Source organism: Paraburkholderia madseniana (assembly GCF_009690905.1).
Taxonomy (GTDB): Bacteria; Pseudomonadota; Gammaproteobacteria; order Burkholderiales; family Burkholderiaceae; genus Paraburkholderia; species Paraburkholderia madseniana.
In genome coordinates this window covers 1-20,851 of the sequence record NZ_VOSW01000065.1, presented here as the reverse complement: position 1 = coordinate 20,851, position 20,851 = coordinate 1, and the positions used below count along the sequence as shown (strand labels likewise).

General features: G+C 63.0%; 19 protein-coding genes and 1 tRNA gene. 9 read left to right on the top strand and 11 right to left on the bottom strand.

What is annotated here, in order from left to right:
• Nucleotides 1–19: 19 nt before the first annotated feature.
• Entirely contained in the window at nt 20–856 is an 837-nt protein-coding gene (locus FSO04_RS29445) for an RNA methyltransferase (protein ID WP_168435889.1), read from the top strand.
• Between the two features lie 182 nt (nt 857–1,038).
• On the top strand, nt 1,039–1,869 hold the full coding sequence (gene cysE, locus FSO04_RS29440) for a serine O-acetyltransferase (RefSeq protein ID WP_154565111.1): 831 nt from the start codon (nt 1,039–1,041) through the stop codon (nt 1,867–1,869).
• On the opposite strand, the gene FSO04_RS29435 is transcribed toward cysE, so the two are convergent.
• From FSO04_RS29435 to FSO04_RS29420, 4 genes are all read right to left on the bottom strand, one after another.
• Entirely contained in the window at nt 1,870–2,667 is a 798-nt protein-coding gene (locus FSO04_RS29435) for a UDP-2,3-diacylglucosamine diphosphatase (RefSeq protein WP_154565109.1), read from the bottom strand.
• A 47-nt stretch (nt 2,668–2,714) separates the two neighbouring features.
• Complete coding sequence (locus FSO04_RS29430; protein WP_054041841.1) at nt 2,715–3,209, bottom strand: peptidylprolyl isomerase; 495 nt, start codon at nt 3,207–3,209, stop codon at nt 2,715–2,717.
• 139 nt (nt 3,210–3,348) lie between these two features.
• Nucleotides 3,349–3,930 (bottom strand): peptidylprolyl isomerase, encoded by a 582-nt coding sequence (locus tag FSO04_RS29425; RefSeq protein WP_097389655.1) that lies wholly within the window; start codon nt 3,928–3,930, stop codon nt 3,349–3,351.
• A 49-nt stretch (nt 3,931–3,979) separates the two neighbouring features.
• Nucleotides 3,980–4,711, bottom strand: a complete 732-nt coding sequence (locus tag FSO04_RS29420; protein WP_154565107.1) for a tetratricopeptide repeat protein — start codon at nt 4,709–4,711, stop codon at nt 3,980–3,982.
• 257 nt (nt 4,712–4,968) lie between these two features.
• On the opposite strand from FSO04_RS29420, the gene cysS reads away from it, so the two are divergent.
• The 6 genes from cysS to FSO04_RS29390 all read left to right on the top strand — a co-directional run bounded on the left by cysS (nt 4,969) and on the right by FSO04_RS29390 (nt 12,059).
• Nucleotides 4,969–6,366, top strand: a complete 1,398-nt coding sequence (gene cysS / locus FSO04_RS29415; protein WP_154565105.1) for a cysteine--tRNA ligase — start codon at nt 4,969–4,971, stop codon at nt 6,364–6,366.
• Between the two features lie 47 nt (nt 6,367–6,413).
• Nucleotides 6,414–7,490 (top strand): DNA-3-methyladenine glycosylase family protein, encoded by a 1,077-nt coding sequence (locus FSO04_RS29410; RefSeq protein ID WP_154565103.1) that lies wholly within the window; start codon nt 6,414–6,416, stop codon nt 7,488–7,490.
• A 124-nt stretch (nt 7,491–7,614) separates the two neighbouring features.
• Entirely contained in the window at nt 7,615–8,586 is a 972-nt protein-coding gene (locus FSO04_RS29405) for an acetyl-CoA carboxylase carboxyltransferase subunit alpha (protein ID WP_007181378.1), read from the top strand.
• A gap of 48 nt (nt 8,587–8,634) precedes the next feature.
• Nucleotides 8,635–10,131 (top strand): tRNA lysidine(34) synthetase TilS, encoded by a 1,497-nt coding sequence (gene tilS, locus FSO04_RS29400; protein WP_168435888.1) that lies wholly within the window; start codon nt 8,635–8,637, stop codon nt 10,129–10,131.
• 375 nt (nt 10,132–10,506) lie between these two features.
• A complete protein-coding gene (locus FSO04_RS29395; protein ID WP_154565101.1) occupies nt 10,507–11,757 on the top strand; it encodes an aspartate kinase in 1,251 nt (416 codons plus the stop codon).
• A gap of 208 nt (nt 11,758–11,965) precedes the next feature.
• Nucleotides 11,966–12,059: transfer RNA gene (locus tag FSO04_RS29390), tRNA-Ser, on the top strand.
• Nucleotides 12,060–12,279: 220 nt separating this feature from the next.
• Here FSO04_RS29390 and FSO04_RS29385 read toward each other — a convergent pair.
• The gene (locus tag FSO04_RS29385) at nt 12,280–12,828 is read right to left on the bottom strand and encodes a TolC family protein (protein ID WP_154565099.1); all 549 of its coding nucleotides are present in this window, start codon (nt 12,826–12,828) and stop codon (nt 12,280–12,282) included.
• 15 nt (nt 12,829–12,843) lie between these two features.
• On the opposite strand from FSO04_RS29385, the gene FSO04_RS29380 reads away from it, so the two are divergent.
• Nucleotides 12,844–13,338: an IclR family transcriptional regulator domain-containing protein gene (locus tag FSO04_RS29380; protein ID WP_166618270.1), complete on the top strand. Its 495-nt coding sequence runs from the start codon at nt 12,844–12,846 to the stop codon at nt 13,336–13,338.
• Between the two features lie 84 nt (nt 13,339–13,422).
• On the opposite strand, the gene FSO04_RS29375 is transcribed toward FSO04_RS29380, so the two are convergent.
• From FSO04_RS29375 to FSO04_RS29350, 6 genes are all read right to left on the bottom strand, one after another.
• Entirely contained in the window at nt 13,423–14,259 is an 837-nt protein-coding gene (locus FSO04_RS29375) for an Nramp family divalent metal transporter (protein WP_154565095.1), read from the bottom strand.
• A gap of 92 nt (nt 14,260–14,351) precedes the next feature.
• The gene (locus FSO04_RS29370) at nt 14,352–15,515 is read right to left on the bottom strand and encodes a porin (RefSeq protein ID WP_233465021.1); all 1,164 of its coding nucleotides are present in this window, start codon (nt 15,513–15,515) and stop codon (nt 14,352–14,354) included.
• Nucleotides 15,512–16,855, bottom strand: coding sequence for an MFS transporter (locus FSO04_RS29365; RefSeq protein ID WP_154565093.1), 1,344 nt, complete (start codon nt 16,853–16,855; stop codon nt 15,512–15,514). The genes FSO04_RS29370 and FSO04_RS29365 overlap by 4 nt, the downstream gene beginning before the upstream one ends.
• A gap of 196 nt (nt 16,856–17,051) precedes the next feature.
• Nucleotides 17,052–18,044, bottom strand: coding sequence for an amidohydrolase family protein (locus tag FSO04_RS29360; RefSeq protein WP_154565091.1), 993 nt, complete (start codon nt 18,042–18,044; stop codon nt 17,052–17,054).
• A gap of 33 nt (nt 18,045–18,077) precedes the next feature.
• Nucleotides 18,078–19,007, bottom strand: a complete 930-nt coding sequence (locus FSO04_RS29355) for an MBL fold metallo-hydrolase (RefSeq protein WP_154565089.1) — start codon at nt 19,005–19,007, stop codon at nt 18,078–18,080.
• A gap of 70 nt (nt 19,008–19,077) precedes the next feature.
• The gene (locus FSO04_RS29350; RefSeq protein WP_166618269.1) at nt 19,078–20,526 is read right to left on the bottom strand and encodes an aldehyde dehydrogenase; all 1,449 of its coding nucleotides are present in this window, start codon (nt 20,524–20,526) and stop codon (nt 19,078–19,080) included.
• Between the last annotated feature and the right edge of the window lie 325 nt (nt 20,527–20,851).

Sequence of the window (20,851 nt, the reverse complement as noted above, 5' to 3'; positions counted from 1 at the left end):
TAGCTTGCCGAGTTTCATCGTGGACCACACCCACCATTCTTCCGATCCCGCCGTGGCGGACCTGCGCGGCGGTTTTACGTCGACGCGCTTTGTGCTCGTCGAGCCCAGCCATCCCGGCAACGTCGGCGCCGCGGCGCGCGCGCTGAAAACCATGGGTTTCTCGCGCCTCGTGCTGGTGTCGCCACGTGTGCCGCACGTGCAAAGCGATCCGGAAGCCATCGCCATGGCGAGCGGCGCTGACGACGTGCTGGCGTCCGCGCACGTCGTACCGACGCTTGCCGATGCGTTGAGCGGCGTGCATTGGTCGATTGCACTGACCGCCCGGCTGCGCGAATACGGGCCGCCGCAATGGACGCCGCGTGCCGCGGCGGGCGCCGCGCGCGAGCAGGCAATACATGGCGAGATCGCGCTGGTGTTCGGCAACGAGCGCACGGGCCTGTCGAACGAGGATGTCGAGCGCTGCAGCGCGCTCGCGCATATTCCGGCCAATCCCGCCTACAGTTCGCTCAATCTTGCGCAGGCCGTGCAGGTGTTGGCGTATGAATTGCGCACGGCGTATCTGTCCGCGGGCGAGGCAACGGCTGCAGCATCCGCGGTGGCTCAAGCGGTCGCCGGGCAGGGCGAGCCGGTCGGCACGCGGGCGGCAAGCGACGAAATCGAAAGCATGTACGCGCATCTGGAAAGCGCGCTGGTCGCGCTCGAGTTTCTCGATCCGGCCAATCCGAAGAAATTGATGTCCCGCTTGCGGCGCCTGTTCGCGCGTTCCGGTCTGGAGCGCGAGGAAGTGAATATCGTGCGCGGCATCGCCAAGCATATTCTGCTGAAGACCAAACCGCCGGGCGACGACGCGTCCTAAGGGCTGCGTGCCCATCAATCTACGACCTTGCCGGCAGCGTGGGCTTCCGGCAGGTTTCGCGCAATCGCCCTACAATCGCTCGAACCGTTCTAAGCAAAGCTGCCGATCTGCTATGCGGCAAGCATCCGCCGTGCGTGGTGTTTCACGCAGGCGGTCTTTTTCCCCACAACCTAGTCCCTGCCATGTTCACGAGACTCCGCGAAGACATCGCCACGATCCGCGAGCGCGATCCCGCCGCCCGCAGCGCCTGGGAAGTCATCACGTGTTATCCGGGTCTGCACGCGCTCGTGCTGCACCGGCTCGCGCACGCATGCTGGCAGGCTAAACGCCGCTGGCTCGCGCGTTTCATCTCGCAGATGGCGCGTTTCATGACCGGCATCGAAATCCATCCGGGCGCTACGCTGGGCCGCCGTGTGTTCATCGATCACGGCATGGGCGTCGTGATTGGCGAGACGGCGCAAGTCGGCGACGACTGCACGATCTATCAGGGCGTGACGCTTGGCGGCACGTCGCTCACGCGGGGGGCGAAACGGCATCCCACGCTTGAACGCGGGGTGATCGTCGGTGCCGGGGCGAAGGTGCTTGGCGGTTTTACGATCGGCGCGGACGCGAAGATCGGCTCGAATGCAGTGGTCACGAAGCCTGTGCCGGCGCGTGGCACGGCGGTGGGTAATCCGGCGCGGATCATTGTCCCGGCAGCCGCCGCCGTGGTAACCACGGCGAGCGCATCGGCAAATGGCGCAGCGCGTGAGTCGAAGGCAGTGTCGGAAAAGAGCGCCTTCTGCGCCTACGGCATCACGCCGAATGCGGACGATCCGGTATCGCTGGCGATTCACGGTCTGATCGACCACGCTGCCACGCAATCGAAGCGTATCGACGAAATCGTCGACGCGCTGGAGCGGCTGGGAACCAGTCTGGAAGGCTTGCAAGGCGCCGACGCGGCGCTGCTCGATCTGCGGCGCCTGTCGGCCGCGATTGCAGGAAAGGTGGAAGGCGCGGTGGCGGAGCGCTAGTCAGTTCAGCGGCAACGCCCGAATCCCTTCCGCATCGATCCGCAGATAACCGCCACGGCGCTCGCCGTGATCGAGATCCCAATCCGGCAACACCCAGCGCGTGCCGCCCGGCTCGCGATGCCGCGCCGGACGATGCGTATGCCCATGAATGATCGTGGCCGTTTTCGACGACTTGAATAACGCAGCGACGGCTTTCGGCGTCACGTCATACTTTGGCGAAACCGGACGCGAACGGCCTTGCTCGCTTTTCGAGCGCATGTTTTCCGCAAGCGCCTGACGCCAGCGAAACGGCCACGCGAGAAACAGCATCTGCGCGAAACGGATGCGCGCAAAGCGCCGGAAAAATTGATAGCCGCGATCCGCGGTGCAGAGGCCGTCACCGTGCGCGAGCACGATCCGCGTGCCGAACGCGGTGATCACGAACGGATCGGGCAACCAGATCGCGCCGGCCGCTTTCATGAAGCGCTTGCCGAGCAGAAAATCGCGATTGCCGTGCATGATGTAGAGCGCGATACCGCGTTCCGACAGCGTATGCAGCAACGCCGCCATCCGCGCGACGAACGGCTCGACGAGCATGTCGTCGCCGATCCAGTACTCGAACAGATCGCCGAGAATGAAAACCGAATCCGCCTGCTCGGCCGTGACGCGGACGAAGTGTTCGAACGCGGCGACCGTGTGCGGAATCGCCTCGCTCAGATGAATATCGGAGAGGAGAAAAAACGGGCGTGCGGCGTGCGGGCGTTTGCCCTCGCCAGGCACGCCCGCGGCGACGCTTCGCAGCGGTGTTTCTTGCAGCATTGAAGGTGCCTGATGTCAGTTCAAACGCGTTGGCCCTTATCGGACGCTTAGTCGACGATCACTGCTTTTTCGATCACGACGTCGTCGGCCGGCACGTCCTGATGGAAGCCCTTCGAACCCGTCTTGACCTTCTTGATCTTCTCGACGATGTCCATGCCGTCGACCACCTTGCCGAACACCGCATAGCCCCAGCCCTGCGGCGTCGGCGACGAGTGGTTCAGGAAGTCGTTGTCGTTCACGTTGATGAAGAATTGCGCGGTTGCCGAGTGCGGGTCGTTCGTGCGAGCCATCGCGATCGAGCCGTTGACATTCTTCAGGCCGTTGTTCGCTTCGTTGGTGATCGGCTCAGCCGTCGGCTTCTGCTTCATGCCGGGTTCGAAACCGCCGCCCTGAATCATGAAGCCGTCGATCACGCGGTGGAACACCGTGTTGTCGTAGTGACCGGCCTTCACGTAGTTGAGGAAGTTCTCAACCGACTTCGGCGCCTTTTCAGCGTCCAGTTCGAGTTTGATGACGCCGTGGTTTGTATGCAGTTCAACCATGATGGAATCCTTTGATGAACGGGGTGGGTAAAAGGCGCGGCCGTTCGTCATGAAGTGAGATGACGACGGGCCGCGCCGGGGGCGTAGATTGGGTTGATTTCCTGTGCAGCGTGCCTGGTGCTGCTTCCTGCTCTATTGCTTACTTGCCGACCACCGTGGCCGATTCGATCACGATCGGTTTTTGCGGCACGTCGCTCATCGGGCCGCGTGTGGTGGTGGCCGTGCCTTCGATCTTCTTCACGACGTCCATGCCGCTCGTGACCTTGCCGAACACCGCGTAGCCGTTGCCGTCCGGATTCGGATAGTCGAGGCCGGCGTTATCCACCGTGTTGATGAAGAACTGCGCCGTGGCCGAATTCGGATCGCTGGTGCGCGCCATGGCGAGCGTGCCGGCGGCGTTCTTCAGACCGTTGCGGCTTTCGAGCGGAATCGGCGCGCGCGTGGGCTTCTCAGCGAAGCTCTGCGTATAACCGCCGCCCTGAATCATGAAGCCGCGAATCACGCGATGGAAAATCGTGCCGCTGTACTGGCCGGACTTCACGTAGTCGAGGAAGTTGGCGACCGTTTTCGGCGCCTTCTCAGGATACAACTCGACGCGGATGTCGCCTTCCGTGGTCTTGAAGAGGACGGACGGGTGCGCGGCCTGCGAACCGGACTGGGCAAAGGCGGGGGCGTTTGCGATCAGGGCGGCGCTGCCGAGCGCCAACATCAACCATTTCATGAAGATCCTCAGGGTTGGAAAAAACGTGTTGCCGAAAACGGTGACGGTGTTACTGCGACGGCGCCATGTAGGGCGGCATGGCGAGCGAGCCATTTGCGCCGCCGTACTGGAAGCTCGGTGTTTGTGTCATGTCCGCGGTGGGGCGCGCGGCGCTGGCCTCGGCAGGCGCCGCGGCTTTTTTCGCCGGCGCGCTGCCCTTGGGCGGCGAAACGATCTTCTGGATGTCGGCGAGGCGCTGCGTGGTCGTGGCGCTTGCTTTGCCGAGGCCCTGGGCGCGACGGTAGGCTTCGTTCGCCATGCGCAGATACAGATCGCCGAGATTCTCGTACGCGAGACCGTAGCCAGGATTCACCTTGGTCGCGGTTTCGAGCGCGGCGCGTGCCTCGGCATAACGGCCGTGCTTCGCATAGAGCGCGGCCAGGTTGTTATACGGTTCGGGCAGTTCCGGATACAGCTGCGTGAGTTCGGTGAACGCGGTGATGGCTTCGTCGTCGCGATTCAGGTGGGCGAGCACGGTGGCGCGCTTGAACCTGGCTTGCGCGTCGTGCGGATTCGAGGCGATGCGCGCGTCGAGCTGGGTGAGCGAGGCTTCCCAGTTCTTCTGCGCAATCGACGCGTCGATTTCCGGCGTGTTGTCACGCACGGCGGGGCCCTGCGGCATGGTCGCGGCGCCTTTCTGCGCGTACGCGGCAGCACCCGGCAAGACCGTGAGGGCGACGGCGCAGAATGCCGTCGCGGCGAGGGTCGCAGCGCTGCGCGCGCGGCCGCTGGAAGGTTTCATAGGCTCGGGTCTGGATGTTATACTCCGACCCATTCTAACAAAAGGTCTGCGCGTTCCGTCGAACCGCAAACTGTCTTTTCGCCACTCGTGGTCGTCTCCGCCTTGAACGCAGCCTGACCGCCGCACCAGGTGCACCGGTTTGCTGCTGTGCGTGTTGCAGTACACAGAACGCACCCGCCGTCTTCTCGCGGGGCGCCTCATGCACGAAACAGCACGAAACACATTGCGGATTTCTTTCGGCCCACGCACCGTTCTCTATGGAATCACTGCGCATCTACAACACGCTCGCGCGTGACAAGCAAACTTTCGTGCCGCTGCAGGATGGCGTCGTGCGGATGTACGTCTGCGGGATGACCGTGTACGACTATTGTCACGTCGGTCATGCACGGGTGATGGTCGTGTTCGACATCGTGCAGCGGTGGTTGCGCACGCTCGGCTACGACGTCACCTACGTGCGCAACATCACGGATATCGACGACAAGATCATCCGGCGCGCAGTGGAGAACGGCGAAACGATCAAATCGTTGACCGATCGCTTCATCAAAGCCTTGCATGAAGATGCGGATGCGCTCGGTATCGAGCGGCCCGATCTGGAACCACGCGCCACCGATTTCATCCCGCAGATGCTCGGCATGATCGAGAAGCTCGAGGTGAACGGTTACGCCTATCAGGCGGCCGACGGCGACGTGAACTATGCGGTGCGCAAGTTCGCGGGCTACGGCAAGCTGTCGGGCAAGTCGCTCGAAGATCTGCGCGCCGGCGAACGCGTCGCCGCGAACGAGTCGAAGCAGGACCCGCTCGACTTCGTGCTGTGGAAACAGGCGAAGCCGGACGAACCGGCCGACACTGGCTGGGAGTCGAAGTACGGGCGCGGCCGCCCCGGCTGGCATATCGAATGCTCGGCAATGGGCTGCACGTTGCTCGGCGAGCATTTCGACATTCACGGCGGCGGTCAGGACCTGCAGTTTCCGCACCACGAGAACGAGATTGCGCAAAGCGAAGCTGCGACCGGACAAACCTTCGTCAATTACTGGATGCACAACGGCTACGTACAGATCGACAATGAGAAGATGTCGAAGTCGTTGAACAACTTCTTTACGATTCGCGAAGTATTGGCGCAGTACGATGCCGAGGTCGTGCGTTTTTTCATCGCGCGCGCACACTATCGCTCGCCGTTGAATTACAGCGACGTGCATATCGACGACGCCCGCAGTGCGCTGACGCGTTTGTACACCGCGCTGAAAGACGTCACGCCGGACGGTGCGGAACTCGACTGGAACGAAGCGCATGCGCAGCGTTTCCAGGCAGCAATGAACGACGACTTCAACACGCCGGTTGCAGTGTCGGTGTTGTTCGAGTTGGCAACTGAAGTGAACCGCACGCGCGATCCCGCGCTGGCCCGTCAATTGCGCTCGCTGAGCGCTGTGATCGGCTTGCTCGGCCGGGAGCCGCGTGCATACCTGCAGCGGGCTGCGGGCGCCGCCGCGGAAGGCGCGCTCGACGCCGCCGCGATCGAAGCGAAGATCGCCGCGCGCGTGGCCGCCAAGCAGGCGAAAGACTATGCAGCAGCAGACCGGATCCGGGCAGAATTGCTCGAGGCCGGCGTTGCACTTGAAGACAAACCCGGCGGGTTGACCGAGTGGCGGCGCGTGTGAACGCACCTCGTACTTCCCTCTGATCGACTCGCCAGGCAGGAGGCAGGATGGCAACGGCCACGAAGACGCCGGCTAAACGAGCCACGTCTCAAACAAACGCGGCAACCGCGGTAAAGTCGACACGAACGTCGGCTCGCGCGGGCGGCAGCGCGGTAAAGAATGCATCATCGAAAGCCGCCGGGGTGGCGGCGAAGGCAGGCGCGCGTGCCGCGGCGGGTGCAGCAGCAACGGCAACGACCGGGGCGGCGAAGAAGACCACCGTCAAGCGCGCGCTGAACGGCTCGTCGGCGCACGCGCCTGTTTCGACGCGTGCCAAAACCTCGCGTGCAAAAAGCAATGGCGCGTTGCCTGCCGAACTCGCAGGCGACGTGCGAGAATTCGCGCGAGATACTCACGAAGGCGAAGTCGTTCGCAAGACGCGCGCGTCATCGAGTGCGGGCGGGGAAGCCGCGGATGTTGCTGAACTCGCGGTGCCGGCGCAGATCGGCGGCCTCACGCCTGAAGTCACCCGTCCGGCGTATTGGGACAAGGCGTGCGCGGACCTCGTCAAGCGCGACCGTATCCTGAAGAAACTGATCCCGAAGTTCGGCCCGGTGCATCTGCTAAGCCGTGGCGATCCGTTCGTCACGCTCGCGCGTTCGGTGGTCGGGCAGCAGATTTCGGTAGCGTCCGCGCAGGCGGTCTGGGCGAAAGTCGAGGCGGCGTGTCCGAAGCTCGTGCCGCAGCAGTTCATCAAGCTCGGTCAGGACAAGCTGACCGCGTGCGGGTTGTCCAGGCGCAAGGCCGAATACGTCCTCGATCTCGCGCAGCACTTCGTGTCGGGCGCGTTGCACGTCGGCAAGTGGACCTCGATGGACGACGAGGCGGTGATCGCCGAACTCACGCAGATCCGCGGCATTGGCCGCTGGACCGCGGAAATGTTCCTGATCTTCAATCTGTCGCGCCCGGACGTGCTGCCGCTTGACGATCTCGGCCTGATCCGCGCGATCAGCGTCAATTACTTCAGCGGCGAACCGGTTACGCGCAGTGAAGCGCGTGAGGTCGCGGCAAACTGGGAGCCGTGGCGCACTGTCGCCACCTGGTATATGTGGCGTAGTCTCGATCCGTTGCCGGTCGACTACTAAAGCAAAAGAAGCGATGCCGTTTGAAAAGCTATCAATTGTTAAAAATCGATAGTTGAGAAATGGTTTTGACATCGGCGAGCGCGGTTAGAATACGCGCTGCCGGTAAGTCCAAGGATTACAACCAATGAAGACCACCTTTCTGGATTTCGAACAGCCGATCGCTGAACTCGAAGCGAAGATCGAAGAATTGCGCTTCGTGCAGGACGATTCGGCCGTCGATATTTCGGAAGAGATCGAGCGGCTGTCCAAGAAGAGTCAACAGCTCACCAAAGATCTGTACGCGAACCTCACCCCGTGGCAGGTTTCGCAAATCGCCCGTCACCCCCAACGCCCGTACACGTTCGATTACGTGAACGAGCTGTTCACCGATTTCCACGAGCTGCACGGCGACCGCAACTATGCGGACGACCTGTCGATCGTCGGCGGCCTCGCGCGTTTCAACGGCCAGGCGTGCATGGTGATCGGCCATCAGAAGGGTCGTGATACGAAGGAGCGCGCGCTGCGCAACTTCGGCATGCCGCGTCCGGAAGGCTATCGCAAGGCCGAACGCCTGATGCGTCTCGCCGAGAAGTTCGGCTTGCCGATCTTCACGTTCATCGACACGCCGGGCGCCTATCCGGGCATCGGCGCGGAAGAGCGCGGCCAGTCGGAAGCGATCGGTCGCAATCTGTACGTGATGGCTGAACTCAAGACGCCGCTGATCGCCACGATCATCGGTGAAGGCGGTTCGGGCGGCGCGCTTGCGATTGCCGTCGGCGACAGCGTGCTGATGCTGCAGTTCTCGACCTATTCGGTGATTTCGCCGGAAGGGTGCGCGTCGATCCTGTGGAAGAGCGCAGCGAAAGCGCCGGAAGCCGCGGAAGCGCTCGGCCTGACCGCGCATCGTCTCAAGGCGCTCGGCCTGATCGACAAGATCGTCAACGAGCCGCTCGGTGGCGCGCATCGCGATCCGAAGGGCATGGCCGCGATGCTGCGCCGTGCACTCGCCGACTCGCTGCGCCAGTTCCAGGGCATGAGCATCAACGACCTGCGTCAACGCCGTTTCGAACGGTTGATGTCGTACGGCAAGTTCAAGGAAACGACGCCGGGTGCGTAAGCCCGCGCGCGTTCTCTTTCGTCCTTCAGCGCGTAACGCGCTAGCGACGTGACTCCCACCGCCGAATCGCCCGCCGACCGCCTCGTTCTCGAGGCGGTCGGCGTTGCGCTGTCCGCGTTGCCTGCGAATGCGCGCATTGCGGTGGCGTTCAGCGGTGGCGTCGATTCGAGTGTGCTGCTGGATGCGGTGGTGCGTGTCGCGGGGGCGTCGCGTTGTGTCGCGCTGCATGTGCATCATGGACTCAGCGCGCATGCCGACGAGTGGCTCGCGCATTGCGAAGCATTTGCGCAGGAACGTGGCGTTGAATTCGCGGCACAGCGTGTCGAGGTGCCGCGTGACGCGGGTGTGAGTGTCGAGGCCGCGGCGCGCGATGCGCGTTACCGTGCGCTGGACGCAATGTGCGCAGCACGCGCCGTTCCCACGCTATGGCTCGCGCAACATGCGGATGACCAGGCGGAGACGGTGCTATTGCAATTGCTGCGCGGCGCGGGCCTCGCGGGACTTGCGGCGATGGCGCCCGAGTACTTGCCGGCAGGCGCCTCCTCGGTGCGCGTGAGGCCTTTGCTGCATCTGCTGCGAGCGCAACTCGAGCAGTATGCGAGCGCCCGGAATCTGCGCTGGATCGACGACGAATCGAACGCGGACACCCGTTACGCGCGCAACGCATTGCGTCACGAGGTGACACCGGCGCTGGCCGTCCACTTTCCTGGTTTTCGCGACGCACTCGCGCGCACCGCCGCGCATGCGGCATCGGCGCAGCGTCTGCTCGACGATCTCGCGCGCATCGATCTGGACGAAGCCGTGCGCGATGATGGCCGCGCGCTATCGCATGATGTGCTGCTCGCCCTCGACGACGATCGCGCGCTCAACCTGCTGCGCTACTGGATGCGCACACTGGGTCTGGCTGCTGCATCGACCGCGCGTCTGACCGACGTTTTGCGGCAGTTGCGCGAAGTCGGGGAAGCCGGCGAGGGCCATAGCCTGCGTATCGATCATGCAGGGCAAGCGTTGCGCAGTTATCGCGGCTTGATCTACTGGGAAGCGGGCGATAGCAGTGAGCCCGCCGATGAAACCGCGCTCGCTGAGCGCGCAGTGAGCGAACTCGCATGGCAGGGTGAAGCGATCTGGCGTTTGCCGCAATGGCGGGGCACCTTTGTGTTTGTCGCAGTCGCTGTCGCCGCCGCTTCTGATGTCGATTCCGCTGCCGATGGCGATGCCTCCGGCATTGTCGATGGAGCGTCAGACGATCACGATACGCTTCCCGTCAGCGTTCTGCGCCGGGCATTGCTAAGCGCGCGTTCGCGCAGTGGCGGCGAACGGATGCGTACGAGCGCTGCACCAGGCAGCCCGAGCCGCACGCTGAAGAACCTGTTCCAGGAGCGCGGCATTCCGGCATGGAAGCGTGACGTGCCGCTGCTTTACGTAGGCGGCGACCTGCTGTTCGTGCCCTTGCTCGGCCTGAACCGCACAGCGTTGCCCGAGCAGGTCGATGCGGCCGAGCCGCGTGTCAGGATCATCTGGCGCGACGACCTGCTGATCGCCTGACCGACCAGTCGGACAGGCGGGTTATCTATCCGGTGAATCTCCGGAATAGGGCGCAAAACCGCGCCGGATACGCCTTTTCAGCCGGTAATATGGATCATTCGACGGCCATTTCGGCTTGTCTTTTTGCGCTCGATCGGGTAATTTAACTTGTTTGCCCGACCCGATTTCGCCGTCGCTTTTGCGGTTTCCGTGCGTGATCCGTCGTTTCCGGTAAGCCACTAGCGATCATTCCCGGGCAAATCCGCGCGTGTTACACGCGCGCTGCATCTACGCCGCCACACACTTTGCCGTCGTTCACAAGACGTTGCGCTCCTGTGCTTTTGTGCGGTCGTCTCCAGCGCGCCAGCGCGTTTTCTCCTCCAGTTCAGAACGACAATGGCACTCATCGTACATAAATACGGCGGCACCTCGATGGGCTCGGTCGAGCGCATCAAGAACGTCGCCAAGCGCGTCGCGAAATGGCATAAGGCCGGCCACAAGATGGTCGTCGTGCCGTCGGCAATGTCCGGCGAAACCAACCGCTTGCTCGGTCTCGCGAAAGAAATCACGAGCCAGCCGAGCCCGCGCGAACTCGACATGATTGCCGCTACCGGCGAGCAGGTCAGCTCGGGACTGCTGGCCATCGCGCTGCAGGAAGCCGGCGTCGACGCGGTCAGCTATGCCGGCTGGCAAGTGCCGGTCAAAACGGATAGCGCGTTCACGAAAGCGCGCATCAGCGAAATCGACGGCGAGCGCGTGCTGCGCGATCTCGAAGCGGGCAAAGTAGTGGTGATCACCGGCTTCCAGGGTATCGACCCTGACGGCCACATCACCACGCTCGGCCGCGGCGGTTCGGATACGTCGGCTGTTGCAGTCGCTGCCGCATTGAAGGCCGACGAGTGCCTGATTTACACGGACGTCGACGGCGTCTACACGACCGACCCGCGCGTGGTGGAAGAAGCACGCCGCCTCGATCGCGTGACGTTTGAAGAAATGCTGGAAATGGCAAGCCTGGGTTCCAAGGTGCTGCAGATCCGCTCGGTGGAATTCGCCGGCAAATATCAGGTGAAGACGCGTGTGCTGTCGAGCCTGACCGATCCGCTGATCCCGCTCGACACTGAAATGAAGTCGGGCACCCTGATTACTTTTGAAGAAGACGAGACCATGGAAAAAGCAGTCATCTCAGGCATCGCGTTTCAGCGCGACGAAGCTCGTATCGCCGTGATGGGTGTGCCCGACAAGCCGGGCATCGCGTATCAGATTCTCGGCCCGGTGGCGGACGCGAATATCGACGTCGACATGATCATCCAGAACCAGAGCGTCGAAGGCAAAACGGCCTTTACGTTCACGGTCGGCCGCGGCGATTATCAGCGCGCCATGGACATCCTCACCGGCCAGGTGAAGGGCCATGTGCAGGCTGAGCAGGTGCTGGGCGATCCGAAGGTGTCGAAGGTATCGGTGGTCGGCGTCGGCATGCGTTCGCACGTGGGTATCGCGAGCACGATGTTCCGCACGTTGTCGGAAGAGGGCATCAACATCCAGATGATCTCGACCTCCGAAATCAAGATTTCGGTGCTGATCGACGAGAAGTACATGGAGCTCGCCGTGCGCGCGCTGCATAAGGCGTTCGAACTGGATCAAGCGTAATTTGCTGTGCGGGGTGGGGTGTACAAGAGCACCTCATCTCTGAATGTGTGCGGTACGCCCGGCTAATGTGACGCAAGTTAATGTCAATTAATTGCGTCGTCAGTGACAAAGCTGGCACAAAAAATGTGCGGCAGACATTGACCTTCGCGGTTCGGCCCGCTATTATCTTGGCTTCGTTGCGCTGACTCCCTGCGCAACCGAAAGTTTGGGAGACGTGGCCGAGAGGTCGAAGGCACTCCCCTGCTAAGGGAGCATCTGGGCCAAAACCTGGATCGAGGGTTCGAATCCCTCCGTCTCCGCCAAAAGCGGTGACAAGGCCCCGTAAGTTCAACGACTTACGGGGCTTTTTCTTTTTCAGCCCATCAGCTAGCCCATCACGGATTTCCTGGTAAGTCCGTCTCCCATGGCAGACCCATCCCTGTTCTGGTCGGGAAAATTAGAGCAGCAATCGTGCGATACCCCTCGGTCGATCAAGGAAAGGCGAGCTGTTGCATCGGTGATGTGACGCAACAGCGTGATTCGTCAGCGCGCGGCGAGCGGGGTGTCGCCCGCACCTTCCCAACCACCGCCAAGCGCCTTGTACAGACGTATTGCGTTCAGCGATACGTCCGCATCGCTGCGTATCCATTCGAGCTTTGCCGCGAGCAGGGTTCGCTGCGCTGCGAGCGCATCGAGCCGGGTGTCGGCGCCGGCCTGGTAGCGCGACGTCGAGAGCTGCAAGGCATGGTCGCTTTGCGCAACGTTCGCCGCGAGACTCGTGCGCCGCTGCTGCTCCGTCGAGAGCGCGGAGAGCGTGTTGTCGATCTCGTTCCAGGCGCCAAGCACCGTACGCTGATACGCGAGCGCGGCCTCCTGCTGCTGTGCCTCACGCAGCTTCAGTTGGGCACGCAGTCGTCCGCCTTCGAAGACCGGCAGGCTGAGCGTCGGGCCGATCGCGAAGGCGGGTGATCTACCCGTTCCACGATCCAGCGCATCGTGAAGGCGCTGGCTGACGAGGAGCTCGTGCGCACCGGGCGCGCTGATGGCGTGCGGCTCGGGCCGGCGTTCCTGCGGCTTGTCGGCAAACCGCATACCGACGTGGTAGCCGTGGCGGCCCCGCACCTGCAGTCGCTGAGCGACGATATTGGTGAAACGGTGGCGCTCGGCCGGATCAGCGGCCGCGAGCTGGCGTTCATTCACGTGGTGGTAGCCGAGCAGGAACTGCGTGTGGTGCCGCGTGTCGGGGCGAACCTGCCGCTCGCGACCACGGCGGGCGGGAGGGCGTTACTGGCGCTCGGTGCGGACGAGGAGGCGTTGATGCTGCTTCAACTGCCAGACGCCAAGGGGACGGACAGCGGCGAACTACTGAAGGAACTGAAGCGTGTGAGGCGCATCGGCTATGCGGTCGACGACAACGAAACGACGCCCGGTGTTGTGTCCCTTGCTGTCGGCGTTGATACCATCCTCGGGCGCTTTGCGGTATCCGTTCCGGCTCCGGCAGTCCGTGTCGCGGCAGCCGGACGACCACGAATCGTGGAGAGGTTGCTGGCGTGCCGGGATGTCTTGCTGGGTGAGATAGGGCGCAATCGCCCCGATGAATGAAATGAGGTGGAAATGACGGATATGAACACAGTCTTTGCGGCCGCACCCCAACGAGGTGCGGGAGCACAAGCCTGGCGTGACACACTACCGGGCCTTGCCGGTCCTTACTGGGTCAAGGTGGCCAATTCGCCGGTGCAACTGGTACATGTGAGCTATAACGACTATCTTGGCCGGTGGCAGGTTGAATCGTTCGGCGACAGCATTGCACTTAACCTGGATCCTGTATTCAAGTGAGCCCTGTGGCACGGGCCGTTGTCTGGCCCCGACGATGCCGACCGCAGGGTTGAGCGCGCCGTGATCGGCGAAGCGCGAAGGCAAGGAGTGCCGCCAGACGGACGACCAGTTCACCGGCATGATCGTCAGTTCGGCCAGGTATGCCATCCCTATGACGCCAACGAAACCGGCGATCACGAGTTCTAGCGGGCGGAATCCGCGCTTTTCGAGTTGCAGGAGGGCATAGGTCGCGATGATCGTGATCACCATCCCGTCGAACAGCGTTATGTGCAGAAGCAGAGATATGCCGATGGCGCCACCGAGTACCTCGGCGAGATCCGTGGCCATGGCGGCCGCTTCGCAGAACAACCACAGGGCAATGGCGTAGCGGCGCGGCAGCGCATCGCGACAGATCTCGGCAAGATTGCGTCCTGTGGCGATTCCGAGCCTGGCTGACATGGACTGGAACAGCATTGCAACGATACTGGCAAGGAGGACGACCCACAGGAGGGTGTCGCCGTATCGTGCGCCTGCCTGCAGGTTGGTGATGATGTTGCCTGGGTCCAGGTAGGCCACGGAGGCGATGACGGCAGGCCCCGAGGCGGCGAGGAGGGTGCGCAGACCTCGCCCCCCGCTGCCCGTGAGGGTGTGCTGCCCGTTCAGGCACGCCTGGGTAAGGTCTGGATCGGCGACGGTCGTTCTGTTCATGGGGTCATGCGTGATGGTCGTGTGTCGGTGCGCAGCGGCCCACGGACTGCGGGCTGGCTCTAGCGCCTGGCGGGGCGCATGGCCCCGGGTGGCTAGAAAGTGGTCGCCATTCCGATTCGCGCCAGGATCTGTGAACCGGTGCTGGAGGGTGCGAGCAATCCGTTGATCCACGCCGTTGCCGGACCGTTGCCGCCGATCGCGCGCTGGTAGATGCCCTCCGCGTAAAGGGTTGTCCGCTTCGACAGCCAGTACATCACCGATGCTGTGACTTCATGGGCCTTGTTGCTGGAGAGTTTGGCGTTTCCCTTCATGTATTGGTAATTCCCACCGAGTGACCATTCCGGGGTGATACGCCAGTTTGCCCCGAGCTGTATCGCATTGATCTCCGCACCCGTGAGGGTGTTTCGGGTATTGGTGTAGAGGACATTGGCGAGGACTTTGCCGATGTCGTACTTGGTGCCGACTCCCCAGTTGCGAATCCCCTCATGGCCGTTATCCATTTGCGGGTATTTGACGTCGGTGTAGGCCGCGGCGATGCCGAACCCGCCACGCTTATACTCCAGCGCTGCACTGACCGTGTTATCGGTCGATACGGCGCCGGCTACGTTGCCGAAGCCGTACATCAGGCCAAATGAAAATCCGCCATAGTCGATAGACCGGTACCTGACGGAGTTGGACACGCGCGACGATCCGCCGACGCGATCGAAATCCCATGATCCGGTCGCGTTGCTGGGGATCTTCAGCGCCTGAAACGGGCCGTCGCGAAAATTGTAGAAACCGCCTGTATAGAGCGACGCGTCGTACTCGAGCAATTGGTCCTTCATGAAGTCATACTGGGTACCGAACGTCAATCGTCCGAGCGTGCCGCTGTCGAGGCCAACGTAGGCTGTCCTGTTGAAGAGCCCGTCTGCGTCAGGAATGGTCGAGCCGTTGGCGAGTGAAAACTGGTTCACGAGTTCGAACACGGCTTTGGTTCCACCACCAAGATCTTCCTGCCCGAGGAAGCCCAGCATGTTGGGATAATAGTTGCCGTCGTCGAAGAAGAACTTGTTCTTTCCGCCTGAATTGTTCACGTACGTGATGCCGGCATCCATCATGCCGAAGATGGTCATGCTGCCCTGTGCCGATGCCTGGTCGCATGCGAGCAGCGCGGTGCAGATGAGTAGCGTTCGCTTGAACATGTTTGTCTCCTGGATATCGCTTGTTTTTGTTTGATCGGTGCTGGCCAGGGGCTTCGTCCCCTGGCCTTGATTCAATGCGCGGCAAATTCGGCGCGATCCGTTGCATGCACGGTGTTGAGGCGTCCCATCATCAGCATCACCAGTGCTGCACCGAGCACAGGAGCCGCGATCACGATGAAGGTCTGGGCGACCGGGAACCCGGCGGCGACGAGAGCTCCGACCACGACCGGACCGGATGCGCCACCGAAACGTCCGGCCGCGAGTCCCCAGCCCACACCGGTCGAGCGGATCGCGGTCGGATAGGCGATCGTCGCGATCGCGATCAGACCCGAGGTGGCGCCGCCCACGAACAGGCCGGTCAGACCCGAGCACAGCGCGACCGAAGCAGTGTGCGGCGCGCAGATGCCGGTCAAGGCCAGCGCGATCGCGCCGACGGTGTAGATCAGTGCAAGGAAGCGATAGGTGCCGAGCCGTTCCATCACAGCGCCGGCTATCGCAACGCCTATGGTTCCGCCCACGTTGTTCCAGCCAATCACCGTCGCTGCGTCTGCCACCGGCATGGCAGCGCTGCGCAGCAGCGTGCTGGTCCAGGCCAGGGTCGCGATCAAGGCGAGGAAGTTGAGGAAGAAGGCGAGCCAGAGCAATGCGGTGAACGGCGCGCGGCCGTCCATGAAGAGATGTTTGACCGGCAGCCCCTTTTCCTGATGCTCGTGCGTGGCGTAACGCACCGCGTCTCCGAACGAACGCGACGGAGCGAGCCGCCTGATGATGCGCTCGATGCGCTGCTGCGGCGCGTTGGACAGGATCAGCAGCCGCACCGATTCGGGAACGAAGAGCAGCACCAGGATCGCGGCGACGATGGGCACGATGCCGCTCAGGTAGAACATCGACTTCCAGCCGTACTGAGGAATCACGACGCTTGCCGCGAAGCCGGCAATGACGCCGCCGGCCGGCATCGCGGCCCAGAGCAGCGAAGCTACCCGTCCGCGGTAGCGCTGCGACACGTATTCGGTTGCGAGGCTCACGAGGCATGGCGCCGCGCCACCGAGTCCGATGCCGGTCACGACGCGCAATGTGAGCAGCGCCGCGAAGCCGGGTGCGGCAACGGTGCCGAGCGAGGCCAGCCCGAACAGCCAGGCACACGCAACCAGTACGGTCTTGCGGCCGATCCGATCTGCGAGCGGACCGAGCAGCAGCGCGCCCATCATGAAGCCGAATTCGGAGCCGGCGAAGAGCGGGCCGAGCTGGGCCGGCGTGAGTTTCAGATCGACGGCCATGAGGGGCGCGCTCAGACCCATGACCTGGACGTTGGCGCCGTCCATCAGGGCGATCAGGAAGCAGATGGCGAAGATGCTGGCCTGGAACAGGCCGAAGGGCCGCTCGTCAATGAGATCGTCTACCAGTACGGTATTCATGTTTGTCTCCTATGTGTCTGGGTCGGCTATCGGTGCCGCTTTTTTCTGCTGTGCGAATGGCGCGCCGAGGGACGTCATTCGTACGGTGTCGGGCTGCCGCGGGCGCGACAAACCCTCCGCTACGCCAGGAGCGATCCAGGCGCCGCGGATACGTCAACTTCAAGGAACGACGGATATGGCTTAAGAACGCAACGCGTCAGCTCGCCGGGCGCGCGGCGAAATGCGGAAACAGGCGCAGTGCGTTATTGCGCGCGATCGCCTCGTGCTCGTCTGCATCGATGCCTTCGAGGCGGCGGAAGCTGTCAATATTCCGTGCCACGTTGGCGGCCGGCTGGAACGGGAAATCCGTGCCGACGAGGATCTGCGAGATCGGCGCGAGCGTGCGCAGCACGTCGAAACCCGGCTGATTCGCGGACATCGCGAGGTCGTAATACAGACCCTTGAATTCGGCAATCACTTCTTCCGATGCCTTGGGCTGCGGTTTCATCACGGGCATGGGTGACAGCAGTGCGATCCGGTGTGCGATCGCAGGCAGGACGCCGCCCGCGTGCGGCAGGATCAGCTTGATGTCGGGGCAGCGCTTGAAGGTGTTCGAGAACACCAGGTCGATCACCGTACGTGCCGTGTCGCACGGGAATTCGAAGAGCGGCGCAGGTCGTCCCAGGCCGACCGCCGAGAAGCAGGCCGGCGCGGTCGGATGCAGGAAGATGGTGGCCTTTCGTTCGTTGAGCCGGTCGAAGATCGGCGCGAGCGACGGGTCGCCGAGATATTTGCCGTCGCTATTGGTTTCGATGACGATGCCGTCGAGATCGAGCTCGTCGAAGGCGTAGTCGATCTCGGCCAGCGATTCGGCGACGTACGGCAGCGGCAAGGTCATGAAGCCGCCAAAGCTGCCGGGATGATCGCGCCGCAACTGCGCGATATCTTCGTTGATGGTGCGCGCGAGACGCACGCGCGCTTCCCGCGTGGGCAGGAAACTGACGCTCGGCGAGGACACCGACAGCATCATGGTATCGATGCCGTTTTCCGCCATCACTGCGGTGGCTTTTTCCGGCGTCCATTCGGGAACCGGATAACCGCCGTCGAGCGTGGCGAGGCCGGCTGCGTCGAGCGCCTTGCGGTAGGCGGGCGGCAGGCAGTGGGCGTGTACGTCGATCAGGCCGCAGGTGCAACGGTAGGGTGTGTTCATGATGCGATGACCGTAATGTGGATGAGGGTGCGCTCAGGCGCGTTCGAGCTGGATTGGCGAGGGCAACCAGTCGTAGCCACCGCCGTTGCGCCGCAGATGGCCGCGTCCCGGGAAAGGAAAGTGATACGACAGCACCTGGTATTCACTCTTCTCGATCCAGTCGAGGACCTTCACGCGGGTCGCCGCGGCGGCTGAACTGTCGTAGTCGAACAGGAATGCCCAGTCGGGGCGTTGCAGCAGCAGCACCTGGTGATGGCACAGATCGCCCCAGCAAACGAGCGTCTGGCCTTCGCTGGAAATTTCATAGATCGTATGGCCGGGGCTGTGGCCCGGCGTGGCATGCGCGCGGATGCCCGGCACGATTTCCTGGCCATCCTCAATGAAGCTGATTACATCGCGGTAGGGCGCGAGGTTCTTGTGCGCGCCGTAGAAGTGATCCTTCATGTGGTCGGACATCGACGGTCGGATATTGTCGAGATTGGTCCAGTAGTCGACGTCGGCACGGCTCACCACGATGCGCGCGTTCGGAAACAGCTTGCGGTCGTCGTCATCGACGAGTCCCCAGCAATGGTCCGGGTGCGTATGGGTGAGCGCCACTATGTCGATTGCCTCGGGTTCGATGCCGGCGGCGCGCATGTTGGCGATCACCTGGCCGGTCAGCGGTCCGAAGGTCTTGACGCCGAGATCGGCATTGATGCCGACGCCGGTGTCGAACAGGATCAGTTGTTCGCCGGTGTTGACGAGCAGGACGTTCTGATCGAGCGCAATCGATTCGGTGGGCAGGAAGGCACGGATCAGCAGATCGTCGAGTTCCTCGACGTCGGCCTCCGGAAACGTGGTGCGTGGCGGCCCGAGATGCAGGAGACCATCGGTGACGACCGTGCATTCGAAGGCGCCGTGATCGAAGCGGGTCCATCCCGCCTGCAGCGCGTGCGCCCGTGCGTCGGTTGCGTGAATACTCATGTTTATCTCCTTGCTTGATTTTTGTATCGGGCGAACGCTTGATGGCGCTCGCCCGCTGGCGATTCGCTGATCAGATCGGGAAGTGCGGTGCATCGGATGCCACCGTTATCCAGCGCAGCTCGGTGAACTCCGCGATCCCGGCCTTGCCGCCAAAGCGGCCGTAACCACTGCGGCCGGTGCCGCCAAACGGCATCTGCGGTTCGTCGCTGACGGTCGCGCCGTTGATGTGGCAGATACCCGAGCGGATGCGCTTCGTGACTGAGAACGCGCGCTCGATGTTCTGGCTGAAGACGGCGGCGGACAGGCCGAATTCCGTGTCGTTGGCTAGCGTCACCGCGTGGTCGTCGTGGTCGGCGTGCAGCACGCAGACGATCGGGCCGAAGGTCTCTTCACGGTAGATATGCATGTCCGCGGTGACGCCGTCGAGCACCGTTGCCGGCATAAACACGCCTTCGGCCTTGCCGCCCGCCACCAGGGCGGCACCCTTGCTCAGTGCATCGTCGATCAGTTCGTTGATGCGCGCGCCGGCCGCGGCGCTGGCCAGTGCGCCGAGCGGCGCGTCGCTCACGCGCGGATCACCGACGGCGATGCTATTGGCCTTGTCGCCAAGGCGTCGCACAAACGCGGCGGCGATGCCGGGCGTAACGACAATCCGCTCGGTCGACATGCAGATCTGCCCTTGATTGAAGAACGCACCGAATGCCGCGGCTTGAACGGCGCGTTCCAGGTCGGCATCGTCGAGCACGATCAGCGGGGACTTCCCGCCCAGTTCGAGCAGGACCGGCTTGAGCACACGCGCGGCCTGCTCGGCGATCAACTGGCCGACGCGGGTGGAACCCGTGAAGTTGATGCGCCGCACGGCCGGATGCTCGATCAGCGCGCCGACCACTTCACGTGCTGCGGCGGGTGCATGGGTGATCAGGTTGACCACGCCATTGCCGAGGCCGGCCTCGACCAGCACCTCGGCGATTTTCGCGTGGGTTGCCGGGCACAGTTCTGAGGCCTTCAGTACCACCGTGTTGCTGCAGGCGAGCGGCATCGCGATGGCTCGCGTGCCGAGCACGATCGGTGCGTTCCACGGCGCGATGCCGAGCACCACGCCGGCGGGCTGGCTCACCGCGAACGACAGGCGGCCTTCATCGGAGGGAATGACTTCGCCGCTGATCTGGGTAGTCATGCTCGCGGCTTCACGCAGGATCGCGGCCGCGGCGAACACGTTGTGCTCGGCCCAGACGCGCGTCGCGCCGGTTTCCGCCTGCATGATCTCGACGAATTGGCCTTCCTGCTGTTCCATCAGGTCTGCGGCACGCAAGAGCCTGGCGCGACGCTCGGACGGGCCGGTCTGGGACCATTGGGCAAAGGCGGCTTCTGCCGCATCCGCGGCAAGCCGGGCGCCTTCTGCGCAGGCTGCGGATGCTTCCGTGACGGCCTGATTCGATTGCGGGTTGATGCGCGCGAATGTGGCGCCGGACGCGGCCGGCTGCGCACGTCCCCCAATGAGCAACTGGACAGATCTCAAGTTAAATGTCTCCATTGGAAATACACTGTGGCGCCGAATGTACGGGAACGGCAGCGAGATCTCTTGCCTGACAGTGCAATTTCGCCAGGGAGATTTGCTGCCGGGCCAACACTGCACTTTCAGGCAAGACGTAAGCGTTGTTCTGCGAATAGAGTTGGGCCATCCGGTGCCGCAGAGTTGGTGCCAGGGAGACAACTCGAGATACGGTCAAGTCTGGTGTATGAGCGGTTGATGACCGGCGACGTCAGGCGGCGAGTTTCTGCTGACCGGGTTGATCGTCTTGCACCGGTTCTCCGTCCTTGAAGGCAATGCCTTCCAGCAACAG